General features: G+C 70.5%; 18 protein-coding genes. 6 read left to right on the top strand and 12 right to left on the bottom strand.

Annotated elements, in window-relative coordinates; all coding sequences use genetic code 11:
- Positions 1-34 precede the first annotated feature (34 nt).
- From E1287_RS04310 to E1287_RS04280, 7 genes are all read right to left on the bottom strand, one after another.
- Positions 35-1,237, bottom strand: a complete 1,203-nt coding sequence (locus E1287_RS04310) for a CoA transferase (protein WP_131963485.1) — start codon at positions 1,235-1,237, stop codon at positions 35-37.
- Positions 1,238-1,298: 61 nt separating this feature from the next.
- Positions 1,299-2,111, bottom strand: a complete 813-nt coding sequence (locus E1287_RS04305) for an IclR family transcriptional regulator (protein WP_131963484.1) — start codon at positions 2,109-2,111, stop codon at positions 1,299-1,301.
- Positions 2,108-2,968, bottom strand: coding sequence for an ABC transporter permease (locus tag E1287_RS04300; protein ID WP_131963483.1), 861 nt, complete (start codon positions 2,966-2,968; stop codon positions 2,108-2,110). Before E1287_RS04300 ends, E1287_RS04305 begins: the two co-directional genes overlap by 4 nt.
- A 10-nt stretch (positions 2,969-2,978) precedes the next feature.
- A complete protein-coding gene (locus E1287_RS04295) occupies positions 2,979-3,830 on the bottom strand; it encodes an ABC transporter ATP-binding protein (RefSeq protein WP_131963482.1) in 852 nt (283 codons plus the stop codon).
- A 30-nt stretch (positions 3,831-3,860) separates the two neighbouring features.
- Complete coding sequence (locus E1287_RS04290; RefSeq protein ID WP_131963481.1) at positions 3,861-4,985, bottom strand: ABC transporter substrate-binding protein; 1,125 nt, start codon at positions 4,983-4,985, stop codon at positions 3,861-3,863.
- A 53-nt stretch (positions 4,986-5,038) separates the two neighbouring features.
- Positions 5,039-5,518, bottom strand: coding sequence for a hypothetical protein (locus E1287_RS04285; RefSeq protein WP_131963480.1), 480 nt, complete (start codon positions 5,516-5,518; stop codon positions 5,039-5,041).
- A 152-nt stretch (positions 5,519-5,670) separates the two neighbouring features.
- Positions 5,671-6,450: a helix-turn-helix transcriptional regulator gene (locus E1287_RS04280; protein WP_207934000.1), complete on the bottom strand. Its 780-nt coding sequence runs from the start codon at positions 6,448-6,450 to the stop codon at positions 5,671-5,673.
- Positions 6,451-6,531: 81 nt separating this feature from the next.
- Here E1287_RS04280 and E1287_RS04275 point away from each other — a divergent pair, with 81 nt between their 5' ends.
- Positions 6,532-6,918, top strand: a complete 387-nt coding sequence (locus E1287_RS04275) for a nuclear transport factor 2 family protein (protein ID WP_131963479.1) — start codon at positions 6,532-6,534, stop codon at positions 6,916-6,918.
- Position 6,919: 1 nt separating this feature from the next.
- Here the strand turns inward: E1287_RS04275 and E1287_RS04270 are convergent, their stop codons facing one another.
- Positions 6,920-7,639, bottom strand: coding sequence for a TetR/AcrR family transcriptional regulator (locus E1287_RS04270; RefSeq protein ID WP_131963478.1), 720 nt, complete (start codon positions 7,637-7,639; stop codon positions 6,920-6,922).
- Between the two features lie 90 nt (positions 7,640-7,729).
- Here E1287_RS04270 and E1287_RS04265 point away from each other — a divergent pair, with 90 nt between their 5' ends.
- Together E1287_RS04265 and E1287_RS04260 are read left to right on the top strand one after the other, a co-directional pair.
- Complete coding sequence (locus E1287_RS04265; RefSeq protein WP_243718597.1) at positions 7,730-9,487, top strand: ABC transporter ATP-binding protein; 1,758 nt, start codon at positions 7,730-7,732, stop codon at positions 9,485-9,487.
- Positions 9,484-11,187: an ABC transporter ATP-binding protein gene (locus tag E1287_RS04260; protein WP_131963477.1), complete on the top strand. Its 1,704-nt coding sequence runs from the start codon at positions 9,484-9,486 to the stop codon at positions 11,185-11,187. The genes E1287_RS04265 and E1287_RS04260 overlap by 4 nt, the downstream gene beginning before the upstream one ends.
- Here the strand turns inward: E1287_RS04260 and E1287_RS04255 are convergent, their stop codons facing one another.
- Both E1287_RS04255 and E1287_RS04250 read right to left on the bottom strand, forming a co-directional pair.
- Positions 11,188-12,171, bottom strand: a complete 984-nt coding sequence (locus E1287_RS04255) for a hypothetical protein (RefSeq protein ID WP_131963476.1) — start codon at positions 12,169-12,171, stop codon at positions 11,188-11,190.
- Complete coding sequence (locus tag E1287_RS04250) at positions 12,168-12,356, bottom strand: hypothetical protein (RefSeq protein ID WP_131963475.1); 189 nt, start codon at positions 12,354-12,356, stop codon at positions 12,168-12,170. The genes E1287_RS04255 and E1287_RS04250 overlap by 4 nt, the downstream gene beginning before the upstream one ends.
- 59 nt (positions 12,357-12,415) lie before the next feature.
- On the opposite strand from E1287_RS04250, the gene E1287_RS04245 reads away from it, so the two are divergent.
- The gene (locus E1287_RS04245; RefSeq protein ID WP_131963474.1) at positions 12,416-13,603 is read left to right on the top strand and encodes a cytochrome P450; all 1,188 of its coding nucleotides are present in this window, start codon (positions 12,416-12,418) and stop codon (positions 13,601-13,603) included.
- Positions 13,604-13,607: 4 nt separating this feature from the next.
- On the opposite strand, the gene E1287_RS04240 is transcribed toward E1287_RS04245, so the two are convergent.
- Positions 13,608-14,555 (bottom strand): TIGR01777 family oxidoreductase, encoded by a 948-nt coding sequence (locus tag E1287_RS04240; protein ID WP_131963473.1) that lies wholly within the window; start codon positions 14,553-14,555, stop codon positions 13,608-13,610.
- An 87-nt stretch (positions 14,556-14,642) separates the two neighbouring features.
- Positions 14,643-15,239: an XRE family transcriptional regulator gene (locus tag E1287_RS04235; protein ID WP_131963472.1), complete on the bottom strand. Its 597-nt coding sequence runs from the start codon at positions 15,237-15,239 to the stop codon at positions 14,643-14,645.
- A gap of 92 nt (positions 15,240-15,331) precedes the next feature.
- On the opposite strand from E1287_RS04235, the gene E1287_RS04230 reads away from it, so the two are divergent.
- Both E1287_RS04230 and E1287_RS04225 read left to right on the top strand, forming a co-directional pair.
- Positions 15,332-16,279, top strand: coding sequence for an NAD(P)/FAD-dependent oxidoreductase (locus tag E1287_RS04230; RefSeq protein WP_131963471.1), 948 nt, complete (start codon positions 15,332-15,334; stop codon positions 16,277-16,279).
- 303 nt (positions 16,280-16,582) lie between these two features.
- The gene (locus E1287_RS04225) at positions 16,583-17,503 is read left to right on the top strand and encodes a helix-turn-helix transcriptional regulator (RefSeq protein ID WP_347813952.1); all 921 of its coding nucleotides are present in this window, start codon (positions 16,583-16,585) and stop codon (positions 17,501-17,503) included.
- The last annotated feature ends 127 nt before the right edge of the window (positions 17,504-17,630 follow it).

Here is a 17,630-nt window from a genome sequence, read left to right as displayed (position 1 = left end):
TGTCTCCGGATTCCTTCGGTAGGGGTTGCGGGCATCAGGTCACGATGCGGCGTTCGCGCAGGCTCGCGACCTCCGCCGGGTCCAGGCCGAGCTCGTCGACGAGCAGCGTGTCGGTGTCGGCGCCGAGCGCCCGTCCGGTGAAGCGGATCCGGCCCGGTGTGCGCGACATCCGCCACATCACGTTGTGCATGAGCATCGGCCCGAAGTCCGGGTCGGGGACGCTGGTCAGCATCTCCGTCTCCCGGATGTGCGGGTCGTTGACGATGTCCGCCGCGCTGTAGACGGGGGCGATCGCGGCTCCGGCGTCGGTGAACTCCGCGACGACGTCCGCGCGGGTGCGTTCGGCGATCCAGCCGCCGACGAGCTTGTCGAGCAGGTCCGCGTGCGCGGCGCGGCCGTGGCCGGTCGCGAACCACGGCTCCTCGACCACCTCGGGGTGGCCGACGAGGCGCAGCACCCGCTCCGCGATCCGCTGCGCGCTGGTCGACACCGCGAGCCAGTGCCCGTCCGCCGTCTTGTAGGTGTTGCGCGGCGCGTTGTTGGTCGACCGGTTGCCGTGCCGCTCCTCGACCACGCCGAGCTGGTCGTACACGGTCGGCGCCGGGCCGACCGCCGTCATCAGCGGCTCCAGCAGGCTCAGGTCGATGACCTGGCCGCGCCGCTCCGGGTCGCGGTCGCGGTGCCACAGCGCCATCGCCGTCGCGGACGAGGCCGCGATCCCGCAGAGGCTGTCGGCGAGCCCGAACGCGGGCAGCGTCGGCGGCCCATCCGCCTCGCCGGTCATGTACGCGAACCCGCTCATCGATTCGGCGAGGGTGCCGAACCCGGCCCGTCCCGCGTACGGGCCGTGCTGCCCGAAGCCGGTGACCCGGACGATGATCAGGCTCGGGTTCACCTCGTGCAGCCGGTCCGGGCCGATGCCCCAGCGCTCCAGCGTCCCCGGACGGAAGTTCTCGATCAGGACGTCCGACCGCGCGGCCAGCCTGAGCAGGATCTCGGCGCCTTCGGGGGCGGACAGGTTCAGCGCGAGCCCCCGCTTGTTGCGCGAGATCTCCTTCCACCAGATCGGCGTCCCGTCCTTGGACTTGCCGTGCCCGCGCATCCCGTCGCCGGCGACCGGGTGCTCGATCTTCACGACGTCCGCGCCGAAGTCGCCGAGGATCTGCGCGCACAGCGGCCCGGCGAGGATGGTCGAGGCGTCGATGACCCGCAGGCCCTGCAGTGGACCGTCCTGCATTCATTCCCCCAAGTGAAATCTGGACACGATCAGTGCCGCCGCGGCGGTGTGGCGGCGGGCGTCATGCGACGTCCCCGGGGTCGCGCTCGGACCTGGGCGGGCGGCGTCCCAGATCGGCGGAGACCGCGGCGGCCGCCGCGATGACCTGGTCGCCGAGCGACCTGTTGCGGCTGCGGGTGAACATGTCCTGCAGCCCGCACACCGAGATCGAGCCGATCGGCTGCCCGGCCGCGCCGTAGATCGGCGCCGCGACGCTCGCCGCGCCCGACTGCCGTTCCCCGGAGCTGACCGCGTAGCCGAGCGCCCGGATCCGCTCGATCTCTTCGCGCAGCGCGTCCGCGGACGTGATGGTGGCGTCGGTGACGCTGTCGAGCTTGTGGTGCGCGACGTAGTCGTCGACCTCGCCGTCGGGCAGCGCCGCCAGGATCGCCTTGGACGACGACCCCGCGTGCAGCGGATGGCTGGAACCGAGCGCGACCGACATGCGGATCTCGTGCGACGACAGCACCTGGTCGACGTAGACCCGCGACCAGCCCTGGCGCAGCGAGAGCGTGGTCGTCTCCCCGGTGCGCTCCGACAGCGCGACGAGGTGGCGGTGCGCGATGGCCGGGACGTCCAGCTCGCGCATCGCGGCCAGCCCGATGCCCAGCGCGCCGGGCCCGAGCCGGTAGACCTTCGTCGTCTCGTCGAAGCGCAGGAACCGGCCGTTGACCAGCTCGCGCAGGATCCGGTGCGCGACCGCCTTGGACAGGCCGGTCTCCCGGGCGATCACCGAGACGCCCTGGGCCCGCGGCGACCGGGCGATGGCGTCGATCACGGCGAGGGCGCGGGCGATGCCCGAACGCGTCGGTTCCTTGGTCTCCGCTTGTGTCACGCCCCGATCACCCTGTTCTCTTCCGCCCAGAACGCGATGCGCCTCTGGGCGAGCCGGATGAGGAAGTGCGCGATGAGCCCGAGCACGGAGAGCACCACGAGGACGGCGAACATGCCGGCGATGTCGAAGTTGAAGTTGCTCTGCAGGAGAAGGTAGCCGAGCCCCTCCTTGGCGCCGATGAACTCGCCGACGACCGCGCCGAGGATCGCGAACACGATGCCGATGTCGAGCCCGGCGAAGATGAACGGCACCGCGGTGGGCAGCCGCACCATGCGGAAGATCTGGAACCGTCCGGCGCCGAACACCGTGAGCATCTGGATCCGGTCGGCGTCCGCCGAGCGGAGCCCCTCGATGACGTTGACCAGCATCGGGAAGAACGAGATGACCGCGGCCATTACGATCTTGCTGCTGATGCCGAACCCGAACCAGACGACGAACAGCGGCGCCAGCGCCACCTTCGGGACGGTCTGGAACGCCACGATGTACGGCATCAGGGTCCGCTCGACCAGCCGGATCTGCGAGATCAGCGTGCCGAGCAGCATCGCCGCGCCGACGCCGATCGCGTACCCGAACAGCGCCTCCTGGAGGGTCACGCGCAGGTGCCCCCAGAACTGGCCGTCGGTGAGCTGGCCTTCGAGCGACTCGTAGATCTGCGACGGCCGCGGCAGGGTGTACTCGTCGATCCCGAGCGGCGTGGCCAGGAACTCCCAGCCGAGCATCACGATCGCGAAGACCGCCGGGACCAGCACGATCTCCGGCCGCTCCCGCGGGTCGAGCATCCGGCGCAGCTTCGCCCGTCCGGGCGGGGCGGTGGCCGTGTTCTTGGACGTGTTCTTTGTCTTCTGCGTCGATGTCATGGGGACCTCGTCAATCGATGACGCCGGCGGCGCTGAAGTGCTCGCGGATCCGCTTCACGTAGACGCCGGCCGCGTCCGAGGACACGATCCCGAGGTCGCGCGGACGGCCCAGGTCGATGTCGACGATCTCGGCGATGCGGCCCGGCCGGGGGCTGAGCACGACGACCCGGTCGGACAGGAAGACCGCCTCGGAGATCGAGTGCGTGACGAACACGATCGTCTGCCCGCTCTCCCGCCAGATCCGCAGCAGCTCGACGTTCATGTACTCGCGGGTCATCGCGTCCAGGGCGCCGAACGGCTCGTCCATCAGGAGCACCGCCGGGTTGTGCACCAGCGCCCGGCAGATGCCGGCCCGCTGCTGCATGCCGCCGCTCAGCTCGTGCGGGTACTTGCCCGCGAAGTCCTCCAGGCCGACCATCTTCAGCAGGTCCTCGGCGCGCTCCCGGTACTCGCGGACGTTCAGCCGCTGCACCTGGACCGGGACCATGACGTTCTGCAGGATCGTCCGCCACGGCAGCAGGGTCGCCGCCTGGAAGACCATCCCGACCTCGGGCAGCGGGCCGCTGACGTCGCGTCCGGCCACCCGGACCGTCCCGTCCGTCTTCGGGATCAGCCCGGCCAGGATCTTCAGCAGGGTCGTCTTCCCGCAGCCCGAGGGGCCCACGACCGAGACGAACTCGCCGCGCTTGATCGTGAAGTCGATGTCGGACAGCGCGTGCGTCGGCTCCGACCTGCGCGGCCGGTACACCTTCTCCAGCCCGGCCACCTCGATCCAGGAGCCCTCGTCGGCCGGGGCCTTGGCCTCCGCGCGGGCCCCGGCCCGGGCGGCCGCCTGGCGCCGGCCGAGGGTTCTGCTGGCCATGAACTCTCCTTCGGACGATCTTCGGATCCGCTACTTCGGGCCGTACGCCTTCGCCTTGGAGATCACCTGCGCCCCGTCGAACTGGTTGGCGGCCGGGAGCAGGCTCGGATCCCAGGCGTCGGAGATCGGGATGTCCTCGGTGATCTGGCCGGCGGCCCTGGTGTAGGCCATGGTCTTGGTCCACTCGGCGTCGCTGATCGCGCCCCAGTTGGTGAACGACTCCGGCTCGCCCTGGGCCGGGGTCGCGCTGTCGAGGAAGCTCTGCAGCACCCTGGTGTCGCCGGTCAGCCGCTGCTCGGCCGACTGGCCGGACAGCATCGCCGGGAACGTCTTGAACCCGATCTGCATCGCGCCCTTCGGCTGGACGGACGAGAAGAGGATCCCCTGGTAGGCGCTCCGCAGATAGCGGGTCAGCGCGTCCTTCTTCTTCTTGATCGTGTCCTCGCGCGCCGCGAAGGTGAGCGAGCGGATGCCCTGGAACGCGGCCGAGTTCGGCAGGTACCTGAGCTTGGTGCCGGAGTTCTCGATCGCCGCGTACGGGGCGGTGTACAGGGCCAGCGCGTCCACCTTGCCGGTGTTGAGCGCGGACGCGGCCGGGGTGCCGATGCCGACCGGCAGCAGGTCGATGTCCTTCTGCCCGTCCAGGCCCGCGTCCTTGGCGAACGCCCGCGCGTACGGGGCCGAGCCGGACGCGAGGCTGATCACGCCGATCTTCTTGCCCTTGAGGTCCGTCCCGGACTTGATCGGGCTGTCCGGCTTCACCGCGATCCGCCACGGCCAGTTCTGCACGAGCCCGCCGATCGCCTTGATCGGCACGCCCTTCTCCTTGGCGGCCAGGATGGAGCCCACGTCGGCCGCGGTGATGTCGGCGCTGCGCGAGGTCACCGCCTGGATCGCGGCGGACGACCCGTCCGCGTTGATGGTCTTGACCTTCAGCTTCTCCTTGTCGAGGAAGCCCTGTTCCTTGGCCACCGCGTAGGTGGCGACGTCCTCCTTGGGGGCGTTGACGGCCCCGGCGAAGGCGACGGTGATCTCGTTGCCGGAGTCGCCGCCGGAGTCGCCGCCGCAGGCGGTGAGCGCGAGCGCGGCGGCGGTCGACACGGCGAGCGCGGCGGCGCTCGTTCGGGCGGCGCTCGTTCGGGGGGTGCTCTTCATGGTCGGGACCTCGATCGGACGAGTTGACAAGGGTCTTTGCCGAGGTGCGCCCGTCAGGCGGGCGTCCCGGGTTCCTCCGCCGCCGGCGCTGCTCCGATGCCGGCGACCGCGAGGTCGTTGTACACGTGCTGCTCGGCGATCAGCCCGTCACGCAGGACGAACACGTCCACGTACCGCACGCCCGAGAAGGGCCGTCCGGTCAGGTCTTCGCCGTAGAGGGTGCCGAGCGAGGTGACCGTCAGCGCGCCGCCCCCGATTGCGCCGCCGCCGTTCGAGCCGCCGTCCCCGCTGCCGTTCGCGCCGCCGTTCGTGGTGCCCTCGAAGTAGCGCTCCCGCTCCTTCCGGACCCAGCGGTACCGGCCGGCGGACGCGGCGGCCATTTCCGGGAGCGTGGCGTAGACCCGGTTCCCGGGGAACACCAGCCGCGCGCCCGGAGTGAGGAGCGCACCCGCCTCGTCCAGCCGCCGGTCCTCGCAAAGCTGCAGGTACCTGTCGATGAGGGCGCTCGCCGCCCCGAGGTTCCCGCTGCCCACTGATCGCACCCTTCGTTCTGCTGAGCGATACGTCGTTCCTGTTGCCGGAACGATAAGGACACATTCGGCGGAGAGTCAATAGCCCGAATCGCAAATTCCGGAACGTTCCATCACATCGGAGCGGTCGAGCGGGCCGCGGCCGCCGGGCCTGCCTAGTCCCTGCTCCCTGACGTGAAGTAGGCGGCGGTTTCGGAGTCGGCCGGGTAGTAGGACTCGATCGCCACCTCGTCGAGGGTGATGTCCATCGGGGTGCCGAAGGTGGTGATGGTGGAGAAGAGCCGCAGTTCGCGCCCCCGGAAGCGGATGATCATCGGGATCAGGACGTCGGATTCGATCGACCGTCCTGGTGCGTCCTCGGGGGCGGGGCCCAGCAGTTCCTCGTAGAGGGCGGCGAGGCCGGGGTCGGGGGCGGCGGCCAGCTGGCGGGCGACCCGGGCGCGGAACATCGTGCGGACGTCGGCCAGGTTGACGACCAGGGGAGCGAGCCCGCGCGGGTCCAGCCCCAGGCGGACGAGGTTGACGGGCGGTCGCAGGAGGTCGGGGTCGACGCCTTCGAGGAACGGTTCGATGGCGCGGTTGGTCATCACGATGTTCCATCGGCGGTCGAAGACCAGCGCCGGGTAGGGCTCGTGCGCGCGGAGCACCCTTGCGATCGCGTCGCTGGCGGCTGAGAGCGCGCCGTCCTCAAGGGGCCGTTCGGTGTAGCGGGGGGCGAAACCGGCGGCGAGCAGGAGCCGGTTGCGATCGCGCAACGGGACGTCGAGCTGGTCGGCGAGGCGGAGGACCATGTCGGCGCTCGGGTTGGACTTGCCGGTCTCGACCAGGCTGACATGGCGGGCCGAGACGTCGGCGGCGATAGCGAGATCGAGCTGGCTGACGCGCCTGTGGTGGCGCCACTGCCGCAGCAGCTCCCCGACTGTGTGCACGAGCATCCAGGTTACTCATCGCGGTGCCGGGCGCCATGAAATGGGATTTCATCGACAAACGTCGCGACCGGTGGAAACACTGCGTCCATGAGCGACGAGAACAAGAGCATCGTGCAAAAGACGATGGCGGAGTTGATCGAGACAGGGGACGTCGACGCGCTCGGCGCGGTGCTGAGCGACGAATTCGTCCATCACCGGCCGGATTCGACGTCCACCAAAACGGAATGGCTCGCCGCCGTGCGCGCGGCGTGGGTGAAGATCGCCGACATGGAGGTCGAGGTCCAGCACCTATTGGCCGACGGCGATCACGTGATGATGCACTCCCGGCGCCGGCTTCCCGATGCGGGGCCGGAGATCGCGGTCGTGGACGTCTGGCGGTTCGAGGACGGGCTGATCGCCGAGGCGTGGGAGGTCATCGAGCCGGTGGCTCAGGCGTCCGCCAACCTGGAGTGGTGGGCGCCCGCCGAGCGCTGATCTAGTGCCGGTTCGCCGTGGCCTGGGCCAGTAGGCCGTCGACCAGGATGTGGAGGACCTGGGGGTAGAGGTCGAGGGAGGCGCGCGCCGGCCATTGGTCGCCAATGGCGGCCAGATGCGGATATCGGGACGGGTCCAGGGCGCGGAGGCTGAATTCGCGGTCGGCGTCGCCGATCTCGTCCCTCCGCCGGACGGTGTGCGCCCGGACGAGTATTTCCCCCACGGTGTAGTACCAAATGCTCCGGAAAAGGTCGACGGCCTGCAGGCGCGTGCATCCGTAATCGACCGCGCCGCCCACGATGGTCTCGACGAACCAAAGGGCGGAATCGCCGAGGCGCGCGAGGAAACCGTCGGACGTGAGGACCTCCGCGCCCCACGGCCAGCCGGCGAGGGCGTCGTGGATCGTCGTCCAGGCGACGATGATCCGGTCTCGGGGGGCGTCGGGCAGTTCGGGGCGGGCGACCTGGTCGACGTGCTCGTTGACGAGCTGGACGATCAGGTCGTCCTTGTCCCGGACGTGGTGGTACAGGGTCGTCGCCCCGACGCCGGTCTCGGCCGCCAGGCGGCGGATGGTCAGGCTCTCCCAGCCGTCGCGGTCGATGAGCCGGCGGGCGGCCGCCAGGATCTCGGCCCGCGAGGTCGCCGGCGGCCGCCCGGTCCGCCTGGATGACGCGTTCCGCCCGGACGACCTGGTGGGCGGCCCTTCTCGTTGTGCTGGCACCGTCCCATCATGCTGCCCGCGGCGCGCTCCGGTGACATCGGCGTGCGCTCGGGGATTCGACGTCCGGCCTCCGTGATGTACTTTAGGAACATGTTCCGAAAGTCGAGCACTGCTGGGCTGCTGCGCCCCCACGCGCGGAGTTTCGCGGCCGTCGTGATCCTTCAGGTCATCGGGGCCGTCGCGGGCCTGGCGCCGCTGCTGGCGGTCGCCGAACTGGGCCGCACGCTGCTGACACCCGGCCCGATCGATGACGGGCACGTCTGGACGGCCGTGATCGCGGGCGCCGCCGGCTTGGCCGTCCGGCTGCTGTGCACGGCCGCGTCGTCCGGCATCGGGCACATGCTGGACGGCCGGGTCCAGCTCTCCTTCCGCCGCCAACTCGCCATGAGCTTGGGACGCGTCCCGATCGGCTGGTTCTCCCGCCGCCGGACCGGCGAGCTGGCGAAGGTCGTCGGGGAGGACGTGGCCGCCGTGCACCCGTTCATCGCCCACGCCCCCGGCGAGCTGGTCGCCGCCTTCGTCGTGCCGCTCGTATCGCTGGTCTACCTGTTCACCGTCGACCGGCGGCTCACGCTGATCACGCTGATACCGGTGGTGCTGGCGGTGGCGCTCGTCCCGCTGATGATGACCTCGGCCAGGCTGCGCGAGCAGAAGGAGTTCGACGAGGCCATGGGGCGGATCTCGAGCTCGGCGGTCGAGTTCGTCCAGGGCATCGCGGTGGTGAAGGCGTTCGGCGGGTCCGGCCGCGCGCACCGCCGCTTCCTCACGGCCGTGGACGATTTCGTCGCGACCTTCTACCGCTGGGTGCGCGGCCTGTCCCCGATCGCCGCGGGGATGCAGCTGGCGCTGTCGCCGCCGTTCGTGCTGCTGGTCGTGCTGATCGGCGGCGCGGCCCTGATCACGGGCGGCGGCCTGGCCCCGGCCGACCTGCTGCCGTTCCTGCTGCTGGGCCTGGGCCTGACCGCTCCGGTGGCGGCCCTCGGCCACGGCTTCGACGACATGCAGGCCGCCCGGCGCGCGGTGGGCCGGATCCGGGACGTCCTCTCAGAGGAGCCGCTGCCGGAGCCCGCGAACCCGGCCGCACCCAAGGGGCACCGGGTGGAGTTGCGCGACGTCCGGTTCGGCTACGACGAAGGTCAGGAGGTGCTGCGCGGGATCGACCTCGTCCTCGAACCGGGGACGGTCACCGCGATCGTCGGCCCGTCGGGCAGCGGCAAATCGACGCTCGTCCAGCTCCTGCCGCGGTTCTTCGACCCGAACCACGGCTCGGTGGTCCTGGGCGGCGCCGACCTCCGCGAGATCGCGGGCCGCGACCTCTACCGGACGGTCTCGTTCGTCTTCCAGGACGTCCGCCTCCTGCGCGCATCGGTCGCGGACAACATCGCGCTCGCGGTGCCGCACGCCGACCTGGACGACGTGATCCGCGCCGCCCGGCTGGCGAACGTCCACGACCGGATCCTGGAGCTGCCGCGCGGCTACGACACGGTGATCGGGGACGAGGCCGGGCTGTCGGGCGGCGAGGCGCAGCGGATCTCGATCGCCCGCGCGCTGCTCGCCGACGCGCCCGTCCTGGTCCTGGACGAGGCGACCGCCTTCGCGGACCCGCACACCGAGCAGGCGGTGCGCCGGGCCCTGACGACGCTGGACGGCGACAAGACCGTCCTGGTCATCGCCCACCGCCTGGAAACGATCGCCGACGCCGACACCGTCGTGATGCTCAAGGACGGCGCGATCGCCGAGCGCGGCGCACCGTCCGAACTCCTGGCCCAGGACGGCGATTTCGCCGCGTTCTGGCGAACCCACCGACCGGACGAGGCCGAGGTACTGCAAGGAGACACGTCCCGATGATCCCAACGCTGCTTCGCGTGCTCGGACACGAATACGCCCGCCCGGTACGCCGCACCGTGGCCCTCATGACGGCGACCGCCATAGTCGAAGGGCTGTCGTACGCGCTGCTGGTCCCGGTGCTCCGGGCCCTGTTCGGGAGCACGCCCGAGGACGCCTGGCCATGGCTGATCGGGTTCGGGACGGCCGTCGCGGTCTACGCGGTGCTGCGCTACGCCAGCGACCTGTCCGGTTTCCGGGTCGGGACGACGCTGCTGCGCGGCATGTACCACCGCCTCGGCGACCATCTGGCGCGGCTGCCGATCGGCTGGTACGGCGCGGGCCGCGTCGGGCAGGTGTCCGTCCTGGCCAGCCGCGGCGTGCTGGACGCGATGGCCGTGATCGCGCACCTTCTCGCGCCGTACATCTCCGCCTGCGTGACTCCCCTGACGATCGTCCTCGTGATGCTCGCCTTCAACTGGCAGCTCGGCCTGGCCGCGCTGGCCGCCGTCCCGGTCGTCGCGGCCATCCAGCTCTGGACGGGACGCTCCATGACCGCTGCCGACGCCGAGCGCGCCGAACGCGACCACGAGGCAACCGGACGGGTCATCGAGTACCTCCAGGCCCAGCCGGTGCTGCGCGCCGGAGGCCGCACCACCGAACGCTTCCGGCTGCTGGACGACTCGCTGCGCGAACTGCAGCGCGCGTCCCGCCGCACCGTCCTGTCGGCACTGCCCGGCGTCGTGGGCCTGACGGTCACGGTGCAGGCGATGTTCACCGTCCTGCTGACTTTGGGCGCCTACCTCGCGCTCGGCGGGAACGTCGGCGCGGCGGAGGTCCTGACGATCCTGGTCCTGGCCGCCCGCTGCGCCGACCCGCTGCTGTCGCTGTCGGACATCGGCGGCAAGCTCCGCGGCGCACGCTCCGAACTGGCCAGGCTGGACGCGGTCCTGAGCACGGAACCGCTCCCCGAACCCCGCGAGCCGATCCGTCCGGAACGCCACGACCTGGAATTCGACGCGGTGACCTTCCACCACGGCGACCGCACCGTGCTCAAGGACGTATCGCTTTCGGTGCCGCAGGGCACGCGGCTCGCCGTCGTCGGACCGTCCGGCGCGGGTAAGAGCACATTGCTGCAATTGCTAGCCCGCTTCTATGACGTCGACGCGGGCGCGGTGCGCATTGGGGGCGTGGACGTGCGCGCCATCAAAACCGAGGAATTGATGGCTCAGATAGCCATCGTGTTCCAGGACGTCTACCTTTTCGACGGCACCATCGAGGAGAACGTGCGCCTCGGCCGTCCCGACGCCGCCGACGCCGAGGTCCGCGCGGCGGCGACCGCGGCCCGGCTGGACGAGGTCATCGAGCGGCTGCCCGGCGGATGGGCGGCGAACGTCGGCGAGGGCGGCGCGCTGCTGTCGGGCGGCGAACGCCAGCGCGTCTCGATCGCGCGGGCGCTGCTGAAGGACACGCCCATCGTCCTGCTGGACGAGGTCACCTCGGCGCTCGACCCGGTGAACGAGGCGGCCGTCCACGAAGGCATCGACCGCCTGATGGCAGGCCGGACGGTGGTCATGGTTGCCCACCGGATGCGCACCATTCAACGAGCCGACCAAATAGCATTCCTGGACGCCGGCCGGATCATCGAAAAAGGCGACCACGAAGAGCTCCTGCACCGCAGCGGCCGCTATGCCGACTTCTGGAACATCTCCCTGGCCACCTGATCAGGGAAAGGGCGGCCCGAGGTCCCAGACCCGTACCGTCTTGTCCCGCCCACCGGAGACGGCGATCGGACGGCCGTTCAGCTCGCCCAGCGCCACCGAGGAGAACGAGTTGTCAGGCCCGGTGAACGGCCGACCGATCTGCTTCCCGGCCCCCAGATCCCAAACCCGCAGGTCACCACCACCCGCTACGGCAACTGACCGTCCACCCAGATTGCCCACCGCCACACTCTGGACATCATCGGGATGCCCTTTGAGCGGCTCACCGATCTGCCGACCACTGCCGAGATCCCAAACTCGCACGGCATGGTCCCGAGATTTCCAGGGCCAAATGCTGGAGTTGGTACCGGATACGACAATGGGCCGACCATTCAATTCACCGACGGCGGCCCCGCCGACGAAGTGGTCGCGCTCCCCGGCGAGACCCTTGCCGAACGGCCGTCCCGTGGCCAGGTCCCGCACCGTGGCCGCACGCTTCTTGCACGGCTCCAGCTCGTTCATGGCTTTCTTGCACCCCGTGAGACCGATGGCACGGCCATTCACAACCCCGGTCGCCACCGGCCCGCTCGCGAACATCGACCTGCCGATCTGTGCTCCGGTGGCCAGATCCCAGATTCTCCCGTCCGTCGGAGTGCTGGAGATCGCCACCGTCCGGCCGTCCGCCAGCTCGCCCACCGCGACCGACTCGGGCCCGGCCGAATCGGTCTCGCGACCGTCATCATGCGTGATCTTCCGGAGCTGCCGGTGCGCGGCCAGGTCCCAGACCCGCAGCCCGTTGTCGCCGCGATCGAATCCGGCGAGCAGATTGCTGCCGGAACTCGCGGAAACCGCGACCGCACGCCCGTCCGGCAACCGCCCGAACGCCACCGAGCGCACTGGAGCGCCGTGGTCTTCAAACGGTTCGCCAATCTGCTTTCCGGCGGCCAGATCCCACACCCGCACCGTCTCGTCGTCGCTGGCCGAAACGGCGATCGTCCGCCCGTTCAAACACCGACCGCGACCGCCCTGACCCCCTCACTATGCCCAGTGAGCGCAGGACCGATCTGTGACCCAAAGCCAGCCGCGATCCTATTCGCGACATCACCCGGCCTTTTGGCCTGAACGATCAAGCCGACGACCCCGGAGAGCACGACAAGCCCGACGACCACCGTCAGCACATCGACCCTCTTCATCAGCAATCATGATCCCACCCAATCTCTCAAACGAACCCGAGTCGTGAAGGAGATCACCGATGAGCCGTCCCCATCCCCGGATCGACTTCGCCCCTTTCGCCGGGCCGCGTCCGGCGGGCACCACCCATCCGCTCCTGGACGAGCTCCGCGAGCGCTGCCCGGCCTTCCGCAGCGAGGCCGGACGCGGGTTCTGGGTGCTGACCCGGTACGGCGACATCGTCGCCGCCTATCAGGACGCCGTGTCCCATTCCAGCCGGGCGGTCTCGGTCATCGACCCTGATCCCGGCTATCAATGGATCCCGGTCATGCTGGATCCGCCGGTGCACACCACGTGGCGGAGGCTCCTGCGCCCGCTGTTCACGCCCGCCCGCGCCGCCGCGATGCAGGACGCCATTCGCCGCCGCTGCACCAGCCTGATCGACGGCCTGGCCGACAAGGGAGCCTGTGACTTCGTCACCGATTTCGCCCGCCGCTTCCCGACCACGGTGTTCTTGGAATTCATGGGTCTGCCGGTCGACAGGCTCGGAGAGTTCCTGGAATGGGAGCACGCGATCCTGCATCCGCCGCCGTCCGGGGAGGGACGCGGCCAGGCCATGGCGAAGGTCACGGCCTGCTTCCAGCAATTGATCGCCGAACGCCGCGCCGCTCCGCGCGCCGAGCGGCGCGACGACGTGGTGAGCGTCGCGATCACGTTCGAGGTGGATGGCAGACCGGTCACCGATGGCGAGCTGCTGCAGCTGTGCGTCCTGCTGTTCCTGGCCGGCATGGACACCGTCACCGCGCAGCTGTCGTACTCGTTCTGGCATCTGGCCGGGCATGACGCCGACCGTGCCCGCATCGTCGCCGAACCCGGCATCATCCCGGACGCCGTCGAGGAACTTCTCCGCGCCTATTCGCCGATCCTGCCCGCTCGCAAGCTCACCGCAGACGTCGACGTCCACGGTTGCCCCATGCGCGCCGGCGACATGGTGATGCTGCCGCTCGCGATGGCCAACCGCGACCCTCGCGTGTTCCCCGATCCGCACACCGTCGACTTCGGCCGGACGCCCAACCGGCATGTCGCGTTCGGTGCGGGGCCGCATCGCTGCCTCGGCGCCCATCTGGCGCGGCTGGAGCTGCGCATCGCGCTGGAGGAATGGCACCGCCGCATTCCCGAGTACCGCGTCCCGGACGGAGCCCAGCCCACGGAACACACCGGCCTCGTCCTGGGCCTGGACTCCCTGCCCCTGACCTGGTCGGCCCCCTGAGCTGTCAGGTGCGCCGGACGCGCGCGCGTTGGACGAGGTCGGTGGCGGCTTCCGGCCATTGCGTGTGGTCGAAGGAGAATCCGGCGTCCAGCAGGCGGCCGGGGACGACGCGGCGGCTCTTCAGCAGGAGTTCGGTGTCGGAGCGGATCGCGAGGGCTCCGATCTCCGCCATCCATTTCGTCGCGGGCAGGCCCACCGGAACGCCCCACGCGGCGCGCAGCGCGCGCATGAACGCACGTTGCGGCAGCGGGCCGGGAGCCGCGAGGTTCACCGGGCCGGTGAGGTCGTCCCGCTCGGCGAGGAACTCGACCGCGCGGACGAAGTCGCGGTCGTGGATCCAGGACACGTACTGCGCACCGCCCCCGACGGGCCCGCCGAGCCCGAGCCGCGCCAGCCACAGCAGGTAGTCGAAGACGCCGCCGCGGTCGGGGCTCATCACCATCGCGGCACGCAGGGCGACCTTGCGCGTGGAGGGGGTCTCGGCCTGCTCCTGGGCGCGTTCCCAGGCTTTCGCGATCTCGACGCTGTAGGCCCAGTAGCGCGGGACGCCGGGTTCGGCGCCGCCGATCACGCCGGTCGCCTCGTCGTTGCCGGCGTCGAAGCGGTGCGCGTAGATGGTCGCGGTGCTCATCTGCAGCCACACCCGGGGCGCCCGCGCGGCCGCCGCGATGGCCTCGCCGACGACCCGGGTGGAGTTGACGCGCGAGTCCATCATGGCCTGCAGGTTGGCCGGGGTATAGCGGCAGCTCACGCTGCGTCCGGCCAGGTTGATCACCAGGTCGCTGCCGTCGATCGCGTCGGCCCAGGGCCCGAGCGTCTCGCCGTCCCAGCGGATCTCGCGGTCGCGCCGCGGGCTCCTGGTCAGGACGACGACGTCATGGTCCGCGGCGGTCAAGGCGCGGTCGAGGATCGCGCCCACCTGCCCGGTGCCCCCCGGGATCACGATCTTCATCGGCTGCCCCTCCGCCTAGTGGGGCTAGCCTATCCCAGAGAGTTGAACGCGTTCAAAGAAGGAGAGGAGGCTCACGCGCGGCGCCGCTCAGGACGCCTCCTCCCGGGAGCGCGGCTTCGCGCGGACGTGTATGCGCTCGCCCTGGCGGCCGAACAGGTTGAGCACCTCCACCGGGCCGTCGCCGGTGGAGCCGAACCAGTGCGGCAGGCGCGTGTCGAACTCGGCGGCCTCGCCCGGTCCCATGGTCAGGTCCCGTCCGGCCACGACGAGCCGCAGCCTCCCGGACAGGACGTACAGCCACTCGTAGCCCTCGTGCGTGACCGGCTGGGGCCGGTTCTGCTCCGCCGGGATGATCGATTTCCATGCCTGCAGCGGCCCCGGCTGGACGGTCAGCGGGACGACCGTCCGGCCGTCGCGGACGCGGGGTTTGATCCGGACGCGCGGGTCGCCGACCTCCGGCGCGCCGACCAGCTCGTCCAGCGGCACCTTGTGGGCCTGCGAGATGGGCAGCAGGAGCTCCAGGCTCGGACGGCGCTGGCCCGTCTCCAGCCTGGACAGCGTGCTCTTGGAGATGCCGGTGGCCTCGGACAGGGCGGCCAGGCTCACGCCCCGCCGGGTCCGGATGCGCTTGAGGCGGGCGCCGACCTGGGCCAGCGCGGCGTTGATCGGGGAGTCTTCGTCCATGCCGCACATTCCACCCTCATGTCCCGGAAATGGCAACGAAAGTTGCTGACCGGGGCGGGCGGCGCGCACTCTCGGACGTGGAGGTGATCCTCATGAACGAGGTCTATGACGTGGTGGTGATCGGCGCCGGGGCGGCCGGTCTGAGCGCCTCCCTGCTCCTAGGACGCGCCCGCCGCAGGGTCGCGGTGATCGACGCCGGCGAGCCGCGCAACGCGCCCGCCGCGCACATGCACGGCTTCCTGTCCCGCGACGGCCTGTCCCCCGCCACGCTGCTCGAACTCGGCCGCGAAGAGATCGCCCGGTACGGCGTCCGGCTCATCCAGGGGCGGGTGGAGCGGATCGAGCACGGCTTCACCGTCCGCCTGGTCGGCGGGTCGGTGATCAAGGCGCGGCGGATCGTGGTCGCGACCGGGCTGCGCGACGAGTTGCCCGACATTCCGGGCGTGCGCGAGCGGTGGGGGAGGGATCTGCTGCACTGCCCCTACTGCCACGGCTACGAAGTCCGCGACCAGCCGCTCGCCGTCCTCGGCACCCAGCCGGGGTCCGTGCATCAGGCGCTGCTCCTGCGCGGCTGGAGCGACGACGTCGTCTTCTTCCCGCACACCCTTGAGCTGACGGCAGAGGACCGGGAGCGGCTGGACGCCCGCGGGCTCCGCATCATCGAAGGCGAGGTCAAGCAGCTCGTCATCGCCGACGACCGGCTGCGGGGCGTCGAACTCGCCGACGGCCGCACCGTGCCGCGCGCCGCCGTCTTCCTCTCCCCTCGCATGGTCCCGCAGGACGAATTCCTCACCCAACTGGGCTGCGCCAAGGACGACAACGGCTGGGTCATCACCGACCGCACCGGACGGACCAGCGTCGACGGCGTCTGGGCCGCGGGCAACGTCATCGACCCTCGGGCGCAGGTCATCGCCGCCGCCGGCATGGGTTCCGCCGCCGCGTTCGCCCTCAACACCGACCTCCTGGACGAAGACGTCGCCCGAGCCGTCGACGAACACCGTGGAAACGTCCCGCCGCCCGTCCGGGAACCCGATTGCTGACGCTCGCGTCATGCCCGGCGGTCACCATATGAAATCTGCCGAAGGAAGTATGGCCTGGCCATCTGGTCAGAACGCCCTGAGAGGCGGATGATGAGACGCATAAGGCCGGGCCGTGGCCCCCGTGCGGCCCGGCCACCGCTTTGCCCGAACACCGCTTTGCCCGGACTCCGACTCCCGGACGACGCCCCGAGCTTCGGCGCATTCACCGAAGGCGAAGACTCTTATCGGGCAGCACATCAGTACTACTGTCGGCATCACAGTGTGCATTCGAGATGTGCCGTTGAGTGGCGGGCGGGAGTGGACGTGAAAGCGGTTCAACCGGACGGCAACCCCGAGAGCGGCCGTCGCGTGCACGATTTCGGCCAGAACGGCGAGAGCGGCCCCACGGTGCTGCGCATACTGCTCGGCGGGCAGCTTCGGCGGCTGCGCGAGAGCCGGGGCATCGCGCCGAAGGACGCCGGCGAGGCCATCCGCGCGTCCGCGTCCAAGATCAGCCGGCTGGAGCTCGGCCGCGTCGGGTTCAAGAAGCGCGACGTCGCCGACCTGCTCACCCTGTACGGCGTGATCGCGGCGGAGGAGCGCGAGCCCCTGCTCGAACTGGCCGAGCGCGCCAACCGGCCCGGCTGGTGGCAGAGCTACAGCGACATCCTGCCGCCCTGGTTCGAGGTCTACATCGGGCTGGAGGAGGCGGCGTCCGCGCTGCGCGTCCACGAGACGCGGTTCGTCCCCGAGCTGCTGCAGACCGAGGAGTACGCCCGCGCCGCGCTCGGGCTCGGCCACCCGATGGCGTCCGCGACCGAGATCGAACGCAGGGTCAACGTGCTGATGCGGCGCCAGCGGATCCTGCGCCGCGACGCTCCGCCGCTGCTGTGGGCGCTGGTGGACGAGGCCGCGCTGCGCCGTCCCATCGCCGACCGGGAGGTCATGCGCGCCCAGCTCGCCGCGCTGCTCGACGCGGTCCGCACGCAGGACGTCACCCTCCAGATCGTGCCGCCGGCGCGCAGCGCGATGGCGGCGATGGCCGGGCCGTTCTCCCTGCTGCGCTTCGCCGAGCCGAGCCTGCCGGACGTCGTGTATATGGAGCAGCTGACCAGCGCGCTCTACCTCGACAAGGCCGCCGACCTGTCGGTCTACAAACGCCACCTCGACCGGCTGTCGGTCAACGCGTCCCCGCCCGCCGCCACCGGCGACCTCCTGACGGCCCTCCTCGACGGATCGCACTGAGCGTCGACGGGCGGCGGATTGCGCTGAACGCCCCGCCGTCGCCATTTTTCGGCATGGATGATCTGATTGCAGATTTTCAACTCGGCGGCCAGAATGAACGGGCCCGCGCCGCGCGGACCCCGAACCG

It is taken from the genome of Actinomadura sp. KC06 (assembly GCF_004348735.1).
GTDB lineage: Bacteria > Actinomycetota > Actinomycetes > Streptosporangiales > Streptosporangiaceae > Spirillospora.
The sequence above is the reverse complement of the archived record's forward strand: the minus strand, read 5'-3'. Positions and strand labels throughout refer to the sequence as shown.